This is a genomic window from Streptomyces prunicolor NBRC 13075 (assembly GCF_000367365.1).
Lineage (GTDB): Bacteria > Actinomycetota > Actinomycetes > Streptomycetales > Streptomycetaceae > Streptomyces > Streptomyces prunicolor.
The window spans coordinates 12,253-24,583 of record NZ_BARF01000126.1 but is presented as its reverse complement, the minus strand read 5'-3'; the positions used below and the strand labels follow the sequence as shown (position 1 = coordinate 24,583).

Annotated in this window: 13 protein-coding genes; 3 read left to right on the top strand and 10 right to left on the bottom strand. The window is 69.1% G+C overall.

The features are described from left to right. Positions 1 to 47: 47 nt before the first annotated feature. Positions 48 to 1,007 carry a GTPase Era gene (gene era / locus SPR02S_RS48085; protein ID WP_043259017.1) on the bottom strand — a complete coding sequence of 320 codons (960 nt, stop codon included), beginning with the start codon at positions 1,005 to 1,007 and terminating at the stop codon, positions 48 to 50. 174 nt (positions 1,008 to 1,181) lie between these two features. Here era and SPR02S_RS48080 point away from each other — a divergent pair, with 174 nt between their 5' ends. Further along, positions 1,182 to 2,537 carry an ammonium transporter gene (locus SPR02S_RS48080; RefSeq protein ID WP_373283440.1) on the top strand — a complete coding sequence of 452 codons (1,356 nt, stop codon included), beginning with the start codon at positions 1,182 to 1,184 and terminating at the stop codon, positions 2,535 to 2,537. Next, complete coding sequence (locus SPR02S_RS48075; protein WP_019064219.1) at positions 2,534 to 2,872, top strand: P-II family nitrogen regulator; 339 nt, start codon at positions 2,534 to 2,536, stop codon at positions 2,870 to 2,872. Before SPR02S_RS48080 ends, SPR02S_RS48075 begins: the two co-directional genes overlap by 4 nt. Here the strand turns inward: SPR02S_RS48075 and SPR02S_RS48070 are convergent. The 5 genes from SPR02S_RS48070 to SPR02S_RS48050 form a co-directional block, all read right to left on the bottom strand. Beyond that, entirely contained in the window at positions 2,766 to 3,800 is a 1,035-nt protein-coding gene (locus SPR02S_RS48070; RefSeq protein WP_026151562.1) for a WxL protein peptidoglycan domain-containing protein, read from the bottom strand. The two genes, SPR02S_RS48075 and SPR02S_RS48070, sit on opposite strands and share 107 nt — an antisense overlap. Before the next feature lie 76 nt (positions 3,801 to 3,876). Then, positions 3,877 to 5,193, bottom strand: coding sequence for a beta-xylosidase (locus SPR02S_RS48065; RefSeq protein ID WP_026151561.1), 1,317 nt, complete (start codon positions 5,191 to 5,193; stop codon positions 3,877 to 3,879). A 219-nt stretch (positions 5,194 to 5,412) separates the two neighbouring features. Beyond that, a complete protein-coding gene (locus SPR02S_RS48060; protein WP_019064216.1) occupies positions 5,413 to 5,898 on the bottom strand; it encodes a hypothetical protein in 486 nt (161 codons plus the stop codon). A 224-nt stretch (positions 5,899 to 6,122) separates the two neighbouring features. After that, positions 6,123 to 6,476, bottom strand: coding sequence for a cytidine deaminase-like protein (locus SPR02S_RS48055; protein WP_026151559.1), 354 nt, complete (start codon positions 6,474 to 6,476; stop codon positions 6,123 to 6,125). A 28-nt stretch (positions 6,477 to 6,504) separates the two neighbouring features. Beyond that, positions 6,505 to 7,320, bottom strand: coding sequence for a helix-turn-helix transcriptional regulator (locus tag SPR02S_RS48050; RefSeq protein ID WP_078623228.1), 816 nt, complete (start codon positions 7,318 to 7,320; stop codon positions 6,505 to 6,507). A gap of 155 nt (positions 7,321 to 7,475) precedes the next feature. On the opposite strand from SPR02S_RS48050, the gene SPR02S_RS48045 reads away from it, so the two are divergent. Next, the gene (locus SPR02S_RS48045; protein ID WP_019064213.1) at positions 7,476 to 8,924 is read left to right on the top strand and encodes an MFS transporter; all 1,449 of its coding nucleotides are present in this window, start codon (positions 7,476 to 7,478) and stop codon (positions 8,922 to 8,924) included. Here SPR02S_RS48045 and SPR02S_RS48040 read toward each other — a convergent pair. Genes SPR02S_RS48040 through SPR02S_RS48025 form a run of 4 tightly spaced genes read right to left on the bottom strand, consistent with a single transcriptional unit; the run spans position 8,886 to position 12,127 of the window. Beyond that, positions 8,886 to 9,245 carry an MmcQ/YjbR family DNA-binding protein gene (locus SPR02S_RS48040; protein WP_019064212.1) on the bottom strand — a complete coding sequence of 120 codons (360 nt, stop codon included), beginning with the start codon at positions 9,243 to 9,245 and terminating at the stop codon, positions 8,886 to 8,888. The two genes, SPR02S_RS48045 and SPR02S_RS48040, sit on opposite strands and share 39 nt — an antisense overlap. Next, positions 9,242 to 10,540: a hemolysin family protein gene (locus SPR02S_RS48035; RefSeq protein WP_019064211.1), complete on the bottom strand. Its 1,299-nt coding sequence runs from the start codon at positions 10,538 to 10,540 to the stop codon at positions 9,242 to 9,244. The genes SPR02S_RS48040 and SPR02S_RS48035 overlap by 4 nt, the downstream gene beginning before the upstream one ends. A gap of 21 nt (positions 10,541 to 10,561) precedes the next feature. After that, a complete protein-coding gene (gene ybeY, locus SPR02S_RS48030; protein ID WP_019064210.1) occupies positions 10,562 to 11,059 on the bottom strand; it encodes an rRNA maturation RNase YbeY in 498 nt (165 codons plus the stop codon). A gap of 12 nt (positions 11,060 to 11,071) precedes the next feature. After that, positions 11,072 to 12,127, bottom strand: coding sequence for a PhoH family protein (locus SPR02S_RS48025; protein ID WP_019064209.1), 1,056 nt, complete (start codon positions 12,125 to 12,127; stop codon positions 11,072 to 11,074). Positions 12,128 to 12,331: the final 204 nt, after the last annotated feature.

The window sequence follows — 12,331 nt, the reverse complement described above, 5'->3', positions numbered from 1 at the left end:
AGGGGCGGCGGGGGCGAGAAAAGCCCCCCAGAACCCCAACTCCCCCTCTAGAACCCCAACTTCCGCAACTGCCGAGGATCCCGCTGCCAGTCCTTCGCCACCTTCACATGCAGGTCGAGAAAGACCGGCGTACCCAGCAACGCCTCGATCTGCTTACGCGACTTGATACCGACCTGCTTCAGCCGCGCACCCTTCGGCCCGATGATGATGCCCTTCTGGCTGGGCCGCTCGATGTACACGAACGCATGGATGTCGAGCAGCGGCTTGTCGGCGGGCCGGTCCTCGCGAGGCAGCATCTCCTCGACCACAACGGCGATGGAGTGCGGAAGCTCGTCCCGAACCCCCTCCAGCGCGGCCTCCCGGATCAACTCCGCGATCATGACCTGCTCGGGCTCATCGGTGAGGTCACCCTCGGGGTAAAGGGCCGGCCCCTCCGGCAGCAGCGGAATGAGCAGATCGGCAAGCAGACCCACCTGCTGGTCCGCGACCGCCGACACCGGCACGATCTCCGCCCACTCGAACCCGAGCTCCTTGCCCAGCTGATCAATGGCGATCAACTGCTCGGCAAGGGTCTTCGAGTCCACCAGGTCGGTCTTCGTAACGATCGCGATCTTCGGCGTCTTCTTGATGGACGCCAGTTCCTTCGCGATGAAACGGTCACCCGGACCGAGCTTCTCGTTCGCCGGCAGGCAGAAACCGATGACGTCGACCTCGGCCCACGTCGTACGCACGATGTCGTTCAGCCGCTGCCCGAGCAACGTGCGCGGCTTGTGCAGCCCAGGCGTGTCCACCAGGATCAACTGCGCGTCCGGCCGGTGGACAATGCCCCGCACCGTGTGCCGCGTGGTCTGCGGCTGGTTGGCGGTGATCGCCACCTTCTGGCCGACCAGAGCATTCGTAAGGGTGGACTTGCCCGCGTTGGGGCGGCCCACGAAGCAGGCGAAGCCGGCGCGGTGGGGAGGCTCCGACGACGCGGGCGGCTTGGATGACGGGGTACGAACGCTCATGGCGCCCATTGTCCCTGATCCACAAGCTCCCGCCGCACAACAGTCCACCCGCGCCCACCACGGTGAGCTTTCGGTAACCCCACCGCAACGAAACATCACGGAAACACCCCCGTGCACAACCGGAAACCAGCACCGGTGACCCTCTGACGAGCCCCCACACCGTTGGAGACGACCGTGCCCCTCGCCGCCACCGAAGCCGTCACCGATGCCGTCACCAAAGCTGCCGCACTGGCCGACGGCCGCATCGACACCGGCGACACCGCCTGGCTGCTCGCCGCCACCGCCCTCGTCCTGCTGATGACCCCGGGCCTGGCCCTCTTCTACGGCGGCATGGTCCGCACGAAGAGTGTCCTCAACATGCTGATGATGAGCTTCGTGTCGATCGCCCTGGTCACGGTGGTCTGGCTGACCGCCGGATACTCCCTCGCCTTCGGCGACGACATCGGCGGCGGACTCATCGGCGGCCTGAAGCACGCCGGCATGGCCGGCCTGGGCCCGAACTCCGTCCACGGCACCGTCCCCACCCTCCTCTTCGCCACCTTCCAGCTCACCTTCGCGATCATCACCGCGGCCCTGATCAGCGGCGCGGTGGCCGACCGGGTCCGGTTCGGGGCGTGGCTGGTCTTCGTCCCCGTCTGGGCGCTCCTCGTATACGTTCCCGTCGCGCACTGGGTATGGGGCCCGGGCGGCTGGATCGCGACGCGCCTCGGCGCCCTCGACTTCGCGGGCGGCCTCCCGGTCGAGATCACCTCGGGCGCCTCGGGTCTGGCCCTGTGCCTGGTGGTCGGCCCCCGTCTCGGCTTCAAGAAAGACGCCATGCGCCCGCACAACCTCCCCATGGTGATGCTCGGCGCGGGCCTGCTCTGGTTCGGCTGGTTCGGCTTCAACGCCGGTTCCGCGCTCGGCGCCAACGGCCTCGCCGCCGCGGCCTTCCTCAACACCCTCACCGCCGGCTGCACCGGCCTCCTCGGCTGGCTCTTCGTCGAGCAGAAGCGCGACGGCCACCCGACGACCCTGGGCGCGGCCTCGGGCGCGGTCGCGGGCCTGGTCGCGATCACCCCGTCCTGCGGCTCGGTCTCGCTCCTCGGCGCACTCGGCATCGGCCTCGCCGCCGGTGCCGTCTGCTCGTACGCGGTCGGCTGGAAGTTCAAGCTGAACTACGACGACTCGCTCGACGTCGTCGGCGTCCACCTGGTCGGCGGCATCATCGGCACCCTCCTGATCGGCGTCTTCGCCACCACCGAACTGACCGGAAAGACGGACGGCCTCCTCTACGGCGGCGGGCTCGCCCAGCTCGGCAAGCAGCTGGTGGCCGTGGTCGCCGTAGGGGCGTACGCGTTCCTCGTGACGTACGGCATCGGCAAGCTGCTCGACCGGCTGATGGGCCTGCGGGCGAGCGAGGAGCAGGAGCAGACGGGTCTTGACCTTACGGTGCACGCCGAGACCGCATACGATCACGGCGTCCTGGGCCACGGAGCCCCGGTCGGCGCATCCCTCCCCTCCCTTCAGAAGGTCAAGTCCCAGGCATGAAGCTCATCACCGCGATCGTCAAGCCGTACCGCCTCGACGAGGTCAAGACGGCGCTCCAGGAGCTCGGCGTGCACGGCCTGACCGTCACCGAGGCCAGCGGCTACGGCCGGCAGCGCGGCCACACCGAGGTGTACCGCGGCGCCGAGTACCAGGTCGACCTCGTGCCCAAGGTGCGGATCGAGGTCGTCGTCGACGACGCGGACTCGGACGCCGTGATCGACGCGATCGTCAAGGCCGCGCAGACGGGGAAGATCGGGGACGGGAAGGTGTGGTCGATGCCGGTCGAGACGGTCGTACGGGTTCGGACGGGCGAACGCGGCCCCGACGCGCTCTGACCGCCAGCACTCCCCCGACGAACCCGACCGCGAGCAGCAGCGCCGCCGCGAGCCACGGCAGCGCGAAGAACGACGCGCTCGCCGACTGCTTCGTGCCCGGCGCGCTCGCGGTCAACGTGATGTCCCCCCAGTCGAGTTGGGGCGACCCCTTCCACGGCTCGCTCAGCTTCACGCGCTGCCCCGGCAGCAACTCGGCGGGAATCCTGGTCAGTCCGCGCGACAACAACGTACGGCCGAAGAGACCCTGCGCCTTCAACGTCACCTTCGGATCGAGGGTGACGTTGCCGGTGTTGTGCAGCGTGTAGGAGATCGTCGCGTCGCTGTCCCCCAACCCCGGTACCAGCGGCTGGTGGTGGGACACGTGGACGTGCTCGACGGCGAGTGCGGGCAGCGTAGGGCCGCTCACCCGCAGGTACACGCGGGCGCCGACGGCCCGCTGCACACCGAGGGCGAGCGAGCCGTCGCCCTTGTCGACGCGTTCGTCGAGGGCGACCAACGCGCCCGGGTGGTCGCCCGGTTCGGCCCCTTCAGGCACGTGCAGGGTGAACGGCACGGCAACTGTCTTGTGGGCGGGCACAGTTACCCGGGTTTTCGCGGGCTTCGCCCACGCGCCCACCCCGTGCATCGTCTCCGTCACCGTCCGCACGGCGAACCCGCCGTCACGCGCGGTGTTGTAGGCATCGGCCGCGTACAGCCGGAAAGTCAGCGGCTCGGCCGTCTTGTTGGCGACGACGACCTTGTCCTGGATGGTCTGGCCGGGGTCGGCGGAGAGGTAGAAGTACGGTCGCGCGGCGACTTGCGAGGCGGCCGGGTACACGGACCAACTGCCGTTGTCCGCCGCGTGGGCGGAGGGCGCGGCGAGCACTCCAAAACAGCCAAAACAGAGGCCGAGGCAGAGGCTCAGGAGGAGGACGTACAGCTTGCGCATGGGTGCGGACCCCCACGGACGAGGTGTGGCGGTCGGGCGGGTGCGAGCGCCCGGCCACCGGAAATGAGTGGGACGGTCAGGTGAGCGTCAGCGTGAGCACACCGGAGTACGAGCCCGGAGGCGTGAACGCCGGTACGTTCAGGGAGAGTCCGGCGTCGACGGTGAACTGCCCGCCGGTGAGCGTGCCGTCGGGTGTGGACGCGAGCGTCGCTCCCGAACTGCCCACCGTGCCCGCCGAACCGGCGACACACGTGCTCGGGCTGCCCGCCTTGGTGGCGCAGGCGGGTGTCCAACTCAGCGCCCCGGCATCGATCTTGGCGCCGGGACCGGTGAAGTCGGTGACCTTGCCGGTCAGGGACCAGCCCGCGGGTCCGCCGCGGAAGTCCTGGACCGTCACCGTGTTCAGGGCGCCCGTGGAGGCACCGCCCTTGCCGAAGTCGACGGCGGAGAGGCCCACGGCGTCCCCGGCCTGGGCCATCGACAGCGTGCCCGCCTTGACGGTGGTCGTCAGCCTCTGACTCCCCGGCGGAACGGGCGTGGTGTCGTTGACGACGTAGGCGGCCGGCCCGGCCCCCAGGTCATCGGTCCACGCACTGCCCTCGTAAGCGACGACCCCGGTGGTCGTCTTGTCGTTGACGACGAGCGAACCACTGATGGCACCACTCGCACTGGCCGTGACGGTCGCCGTGTCCGCGGTCTGGGCGGTGCCGGAGCGTCCGGCCAGGGTCACGGTGGCACCCGGGGTGAAGTTGCTGCCGGTCACGGTGACGCTGTCACCGGCATTCCCGGAGGCCGAACCCAGGCTGATCGCACGGGTGTTGACCGGAACGGTGGCGGTCGCGGTGACGGTCTCGGAGACCGGGGCCGGCGGGTTCGTCACCGTGCAGGGGGTGTCCAGCTCCAGGATGTAGCTGGTGTGGATGTTGTAGTCGCCGGGCGAGAGGGTGATCGCGCCCGGGGTGGTGACCGTGAAGGTGCCGGTCATGGAGAACGACGGGAAGGCGCCGTTGCCCGGCACCGGGTCGTTCTTCTTGGGCCCGGCCACCGTGAGGCTGCCGGTCTGGGCACCGCCGAGGGTGACCTTCCCGGTGGGCGTCATGATGTCGGCGGGCAGGGCGATGGCGGTGGGGTTGCTGGCGGCGGGCTTGACCACCGTGTACGTCACGGTGACGGTGTCGCCGACCTTCGGCGCGGTGTTGTCCACCGTGATCGCGGCGGTCGTGGTGCCGTCGATGGGCGGGATGCCCGCGATCGCCGGCGGGATGCAGTGCGTGGCGAAGTCCACGTTCGTGGACGCACCGGCCGGACAGGCCAGCGCACCGCCCGTGGCGACCGCGAGCGCGGTCACCCCGAGCAACGACGCCCAACGGCGTCTTCGGAATGTCGTAGCCATGGCTGTGCCCCCTCCTGAGGACGATGGGCGCAGCGGCTCGTCTGCGCCCACAGGGGGCATTGATGTGGGGATCGCGTGAGAAGTCAATGGACACGGTGAAACAAACTGATGGGCCGTCAGTTCCCGCAACAGCGGGAACCGACGGCCCAGTTGAGCCCGTGGGGGGAATTCTCAGGCGCCTCCTCAGCCGACTTCCCAGCCGACTCCTCAGGCGACTTCTCAGTCGAACACGAACGGACCCGGCGACTGCGGTCCGGTGGCCGTGCACGTGACGGCGATCCCGAAGATCGTCATCTGCAGCGACCCGCCGTACGCCTCCAGGCTGTCGCCGGAGGCCACAGTGCCGTCGAGGGGACCGACGGTGACGGCGTCGCCGGTCGCCATGGCCGGGTTCTTCGTGCCGCTGAAGACGGTGGTGCCACCGCTCGCGTTCTCGAACGTGAAGGTGGAAGAGATCGAGTCGGCCGACAGGGCGAGTGGCGCCGTGATGGAGGAGGTGATGGTGACCGTGGCCGCGGTGCCGTCCTGGGTGGCGGTGAGCGTGGCCGCGCCGCCGCCGAAGATGCCGCAGTCCGCGGTGATCGTCGCCGTCTGGGGAGTGACGGCGAGCGCGGCGGGCGCGAACGCCAGCGAGACGGCCGCGAGGACCCCCGTCACCAGTGCCGCACCGGTACCGATCCGCTTGCTTCTCAGCGTGCCTTTCATGGGTCTGGTTCCCTTCCCGTGTCTGGGAATGCCATGTGGGGACGGACGGAAGAAAAACCTCAGAGCCCCCTCACGGACGCGGTGCGGTGCGCCACGCGAGCGAGAATCTGACGGTCCGTCGGAACTTACGGTTCCATTGATGCGCGGGAGACGGGGGGAGAGCAAGGGCGAAATCCGGACGGGTTACTTCCGGACACGGTTCCTGTCAGTTGCTGGGGAGCGCCTCAACCGGCGGTCACCGTAAGGTGAACAACCCCGTCCGGCCCAGCCACCAGCACGGGCGTCTCCGGCCCACCCAGATCCCGTACAGCCGCCAGATCCTCCGCAGCCACGGACTCCGCCGCCGTCACAACCGCCGCCGCCTCCAAGGACTTCGCCCCCGACGCCACAGCCATGGCCACCGCCGTCTGCAACGCGCTCAACTTCAGCGACTCAAGAGCAACCGTTCCGGCGACATACGTACGCCCGGTCTCATCCCGCACAGCGGCACCCTCCGGTACACCATTACGGGCCCGAGCCGAACGGGCCAGGGTGACGATCTTGCGGTCCTCGGGATCAAGCGCGCTGCTGTCGGTCATGACCAGAGCATACGAAGAAGTACCGGCGCTATCCCGCCACGGGGTACATCGCCCCCCGCCGCCCCTCCGGCGAGGCCAGCCACTCCAGCTTCCCCACCGTGTTCGCCTCGTCCAACGGCGTGTGCAGCACGATCGTGAGATCGGGCCGCGCCGGCACCTTCAACGCCGTCGACTCGACACACAGCAACCCGACTAGCGGATGATCCAACTCCTTACGGACCACACCCGCGTCCAGAATGTCCCGCCGCGCCCACAACGCACTGAACTCCGGGCTCACGGAGGCCAGTTCGGCCAGCACCGCCTGCAAGCCCTCGTCATCGGGCCGGTCCGCGCACGCCGCCCGGAACTGCGCGACGACGGTCCGCGCGTTCCGCTCCCAACTCTGCGAACGGGCCCGGTAGAGCGGATCGGTGAAGAAGTCGACGAGGCAGTTCTGCGTGTTCTCGGGTCGCATACCGAGCACCCAGCCGGCCGCGTCGTTGTACATCACGCAGTTGTAGTAGCGGTCCATGATGTGCGCCGGAAACGGCATCCACGCGTCGATGAGCCGCCGCATGCCCTCACACCCGTGATCGGCGGCGGGTTCGGCCGCGGGCGGGTTCAGCCCGGCCAGGACGTACAGATGCCGCCGCTCGGCGTTGCTCAGCCGCAGCACCCGGGCGACGGAGTCGAGGACCTGCGGCGACACGGAGATGTCCCGCCCCTGCTCCAGCCACTGGTACCAGGACGCGCCCACCCCCGCGAGCACGGCGACCTCTTCCCGCCGTAGCCCCGGTGTACGGCGCCGCGCCCCACCGTCCGGCAGCCCCGCCTCGGCCGGGGAGACCCGGGCGCGGCGGCTCATCAGGAACTCACGCAGTTCGCTCAGCCGACGACTCTTCAGGGCATCCTCAGCCACGTACACATCCCCCTAGACCAGTGGTGCCGCTGCCTGGTGGTGCCACCACCAGCACAACTTCCGGCTCCCCACGCCTATTCCGACGGCCACAAGCTCTCCCTATGGCGACCGACACGACAACTACCGGCACCCACACACCACTTGGCACCCCCACCAAACTGTCCACCCGCGACAAACTCGTCCTCTTCGTCCTCTGCGCGGCCCAGTTCATGGTCGCCCTGGACTTCTCCGTCCTCAACGTGGCCCTGCCCACCCTCGGCGCCGACCTCGGCATGAGCCAGTCCGGACTCCAGTGGGCGGTCACCGCGTTCGCGCTGCCGTCCGGCGGCTTCCTGCTCCTCTTCGGCCGCATCGGCGACCTCTACGGCCGCCGCCGACTGTTCCTCACCGGCCTGGCCCTGTTCGGCGCGGCCTCACTGCTCGCCACCTTCGCCTGGGACCCGGCATCGTTCCTGACCGGCAGGGCGCTGCAAGGCCTCGGCGCGGCAACCATCGTGCCGACCGGCATGAGCCTCCTCACCACCACGTTTCCCGAGGGTCCGGCCCGCGACCGCGCGCTCGGCATCTCCGGCACCCTGCTCTCGCTCGGCTTCACGGTCGGCATGGTGGCCGGCGGTGTCCTGACCGACGCGTTCGGCTGGCGCTCGACGATGGCCCTGCTCACCCTGTTCGCGGTACTGGTCCTGCCCCTGGCCCCCGCCCTGCTCCCCGAGTCCCGCACCCCGGACCGCCCGCGCCTGGACGTCCCCGGCGCGTTCACCGTCACAGGCGGCCTACTGGCCCTGATCTACGCCCTGTCGACGGCGGCGGACCACGGCTTCGCCCGCCCGGACGTGATCACGACACTCATCGCGGGCGTCCTGCTCCTGACCACCTTCGCGTACGTCGAGTCCCGCACGACGCACCCCCTGGTCTCCCTCCCCATGCTGCGCCGCCGCACGGTGGCGTGGGGCAACCTGGGCGGACTGGTGACCTTCTCGATGATGTCGACGGTGGTCTTCGTCCTGACCCTGTACCTCCAGGAGATCCTGCACCTGTCGTCCTTCGAGACGGGCCTGGTCTTCGGCGTCCAGGGCATCCTCTCGGCGGTCGCCGGGGTCTACGCCCCGAAGGTCATCGGCCGCATCGGCGCCCGCCGCACCCTGATCGCCTCCCTCACCGGCCAGGCGGCCTTCACCGCCACCCTCCTCACCCTCACCACCCACACCTGGTCGGTCTGGGTGGCGACGGCCGCCGTCTCCCTGGCGAGCATGTGCCACCTGGGCGCGATCATCTCCTACGGCCTGACGGTCACCTCGGGCGTCCCCGACGAGGAACAGGGCCTGGCCACCGGCCTGGTGACCTCCACCCAGCAGGTCGGCATCACCATCGGCATCCCGCTGCTGGGCGTCCTCGCCACCACTTCGGGCGATCTCATGTCGGGGGTCCACACAGTCGTCGGCATCGACGCGGCGATCGCGCTGGGGGCGGCGGTGCTGGTGGCCGTAGGACTGCGGTCCCGGCGGGCCGGGTCAGGGACGGTCGAGACGGAGCCGCTCGGCGCGCGGTAGCCCGGCGACGACGAGGTCGTACGAGTCCTCCACCAGCTCCCGGACCAGCCGGTCCGGGAGTTCCCCGTCCACCGTCACCGTGTTCCAGTGCCGCTTGTTCATGTGGTACCCGGGGATGATCAACCCCGGGTACTCCTCCCGGAGTCGGATCGCGTCCTCCGGGTCACACTTGAGATTGACCGTGAGCGGGCTGCCGTCCAGCCGGGTCAGCGCGAACAGCTTGCCGAGCACCTTGAAGACGGACGTGTCGGGGTTGAACGGGAAATCCTCCACCGTCGCGTTGAACGACAGGCAGAACGCGCGCAGTTGCTCGGGGCTCACTCCGGCTTCGTCTCTTCCTCGGCCGGCTCCACCGGCTCGACCAGCACCGTCACGATCTTGTTCCTGCGCCCGGCCGAGGCCTCCGCCGTCAGCCGCAGTTCACGCCCGTCCGGCAGCTCCACGACCGACGAGGCACCGGCGATCGGAACCCGCCCCAGCGCCTTCGCGAGCAGCCCCCCGACCGTCTCCACGTCCTCGTCGTCGTAGGCCTCGAAGCCGTACAACTCCCCCAGGTCGCCGATGTCGAGGCGGGCGGTGACCCGGTAGCGGTCGTCGCCCAGCTCCTCCACCGGAGGCAGTTCCCGGTCGTACTCGTCGGTGATCTCGCCGACGATCTCCTCCAGGATGTCCTCGATGGTGACGATGCCGGCCGTGCCGCCGTACTCGTCGATGACGACGGCGACGTGATTGCGCTCCTGCTGCATCTCGCGCAGCAGATCACCTGCGTTCTTGGTGTCCGGCACGAAGCTCGCGGGCCGCATGGCCGTGGAGACCAGCTCCGACTCGGCGTCACGGCTGATGTGCGTCTTACGGACCAGGTCCTTCAGGTACACGATCCCGACGATGTCGTCCTCGCTCTCCCCGGTCACCGGGATCCGCGAGAAGCCGGAGCGGAGCGCGAGGGTGAGGGCCTGACGGATCGTCTTGTACCGCTCGATGACGACGAGATCGGTCCTCGGCACCATCACTTCCCGGACCAGGGTGTCGCCCAGCTCGAAGACCGAGTGCACCATCCGGCGCTCCTCGTCCTCGATCAGCGACTCCTTCTCGGCGAGGTCCACCAGCGCCCGCAGCTCGGCCTCGGACGCGAACGGACCACGCCGGAACCCCTTGCCCGGGGTGAGCGCGTTGCCGATGAGGATCAGCAGATACGGGATCGGGCCCATGATCCGCGCGAGCGGCAGCAGCACGTACGCCGCCGCCGTGGCCGTGTTCAGCGGATGCTGGCGCCCGATCGTGCGCGGGGAGACCCCGACCGCGACGTACGACACGAGGACCATGACGCCGATCGCGGCGAGCAGCGCGGGCGCGGTGCCGTGGATCACGTGCAGGCACTCGTAGGTGACGAGCGCGGCGGCGGCCATCTCGCAGGCGACCCGCACCAGCAGGGCGACATTGAGGTAGCGGGTCGGGTCGGCGGCGACCTGCGCGAGCTTGGCACTGCCGCGCCGACCGGACCGTACGGCCTCCTCGGCGCGGAAGCTGGAGACGCGCGCGAGGCCCGCCTCCGCGCAGGCGGCGAGCCAGGCGACAACGACAAGGGCGATGGCCCCGACGACGATCTGAGGACTCATGAGAAGTGGTGCCCCGGTGCCCTAGGAGACCGTCGGCGCCGGGGAGGGGCCGGTATGGCCCTTCTCCGCGCGCCAGCCGTCCACGATGGCGGCCTGGAGGCCGAACATCTCGGCCTTCTCGTCGGGCTCCTCGTGGTCGTAGCCGAGGAGGTGCAACACACCGTGGACGGTGAGGAGTTGGAGCTCCTCGTCCATGGTGTGCTGCGTCTCGGCCTCGGCCCCCTGCTTCGTGGCGACCTCCGGGCACAGCACGATGTCACCGAGCAGCCCCTGCGGGGGCTCCTCGTCGTCCTTGCTCGGCGGACGCAGCTCGTCCATCGGGAAGGACATGACATCGGTCGGCCCGGGCAGGTCCATCCACTGGATGTGAAGCTGCTCCATGGCGTTCTCGTCCACGACGATCACCGAGAGCTCGGAGAGCGGGTGGATGCGCATCCGCGCGAGCGCGTAGCGGGCGATGTCGAGGATCGCCTGCTCGTCGACCTCGGTTCCGGACTCGTTGTTGACGTCGATCGACATGGTCGTGCTGATCTACTTCCGCTTGTCACGGGCACCCTTGTGGGTGCCGTTCTCCGTACCGTTCTCGCTGTCGTACTTCTCGTACGCGTCGACGATACGGCCGACCAGCTTGTGCCGGACGACGTCCGCCGACGACAGGCGGGAGAAGTGCACGTCGTCGAGCCCCTCCAGAATGTCCTGCACCTGCCGCAGCCCCGATTTCGTGCCGCTCGGCAGGTCGACCTGCGTCACGTCACCGGTGATCACGATCTTCGACTCGAAACCGAGCCGGGTGAGGAACATCTTCATCTGCTCGGGGCTCGTGTTCTGGGCCTCGTCCAGGATGATGAAGGCGTCATTCAAAGTGCGGCCACGCATGTATGCCAGCGGCGCGACCTCGATCGTGCCCGCCGCCATCAGCTTCGGGATCGACTCCGGGTCCAGCATGTCGTGCAGGGCGTCGTACAGGGGGCGCAGGTACGGGTCGATCTTTTCGTAGAGGGTGCCCGGGAGGAAGCCGAGGCGCTCGCCGGCCTCGACCGCCGGGCGGGTCAGGATGATCCTGCTGACCTGCTTGGCCTGGAGTGCCTGGACCGCCTTGGCCATGGCGAGGTAGGTCTTGCCGGTGCCGGCGGGGCCGATGCCGAAGACGATCGTGTTCTTGTCGATCGCGTCGACGTACCGCTTCTGGTTGAGGGTCTTGGGGCGGATCGTGCGGCCTCGCGAGGACAGGATGTTCTGGGTGAGCACCTCGGCCGGTGTCTCCTCGGGACCATCTCCGTTCTCACTCGCCCGCAGCATGGCGATCGAGCGTTCCACCGCATCCTCCGTCATCGGCTGCCCGGTGCGCAGCACCAGCATCATCTCGTCGAACAGGCGCTGGACGAGGGCGACTTGGCGGGCGTCGCCGACCGCGCTGATCTCATTGCCCCGGACGTGGATGTCGGCCGCCGGGAAGGCCTTCTCGATCACGCGCAGGAGGGCGTCTCCGGACCCCAGGACGGTGACCATCGGATGCTGGGCGGGGACGGTGAACCGTGCCTTCGCCTGCTCCTGCGCGGGGCTGTGAGCTGTGGGTGTCTGAGTCATGGGCCGGCTCTGTAGGCCTTGCTCGTCCTCCTCGAAAAGACTCGCCCGCCACAAGGGCGGCCTGGTGATTCCCAGGGTACGCCGGGCCACTGACAACGCCGTAGGGCTTTTCGGTGACCGTCGGGCCACGAAATCCGGGCCGGTCCCGGGACTGGGTCCGGGCTTGTTCCTGGAGCGGGTCCGGCCTTGCTCCGGGAGCGGATA

What these genes read in the sequence shown, in the direction of transcription:
- SPR02S_RS48045 (WP_019064213.1), top strand. Translation starts at nt 7,476, where the DNA reads ATGGCGACCGACACGACAACTACCGGCACCCACACACCACTTGGCACC.
- SPR02S_RS48065 (WP_026151561.1), bottom strand. Translation starts at nt 5,193, where the DNA reads ATGGCTACGACATTCCGAAGACGCCGTTGGGCGTCGTTGCTCGGGGTG.
- SPR02S_RS48070 (WP_026151562.1), bottom strand. Translation starts at nt 3,800, where the DNA reads ATGCGCAAGCTGTACGTCCTCCTCCTGAGCCTCTGCCTCGGCCTCTGT.
- SPR02S_RS48025 (WP_019064209.1), bottom strand. Translation starts at nt 12,127, where the DNA reads ATGACTCAGACACCCACAGCTCACAGCCCCGCGCAGGAGCAGGCGAAG.
- SPR02S_RS48075 (WP_019064219.1), top strand. Translation starts at nt 2,534, where the DNA reads ATGAAGCTCATCACCGCGATCGTCAAGCCGTACCGCCTCGACGAGGTC.
- SPR02S_RS48050 (WP_078623228.1), bottom strand. Translation starts at nt 7,320, where the DNA reads ATGAGCCGCCGCGCCCGGGTCTCCCCGGCCGAGGCGGGGCTGCCGGAC.
- era (WP_043259017.1), bottom strand. Translation starts at nt 1,007, where the DNA reads ATGAGCGTTCGTACCCCGTCATCCAAGCCGCCCGCGTCGTCGGAGCCT.
- SPR02S_RS48060 (WP_019064216.1), bottom strand. Translation starts at nt 5,898, where the DNA reads ATGAAAGGCACGCTGAGAAGCAAGCGGATCGGTACCGGTGCGGCACTG.
- SPR02S_RS48055 (WP_026151559.1), bottom strand. Translation starts at nt 6,476, where the DNA reads ATGACCGACAGCAGCGCGCTTGATCCCGAGGACCGCAAGATCGTCACC.
- SPR02S_RS48035 (WP_019064211.1), bottom strand. Translation starts at nt 10,540, where the DNA reads ATGAGTCCTCAGATCGTCGTCGGGGCCATCGCCCTTGTCGTTGTCGCC.
- ybeY (WP_019064210.1), bottom strand. Translation starts at nt 11,059, where the DNA reads ATGTCGATCGACGTCAACAACGAGTCCGGAACCGAGGTCGACGAGCAG.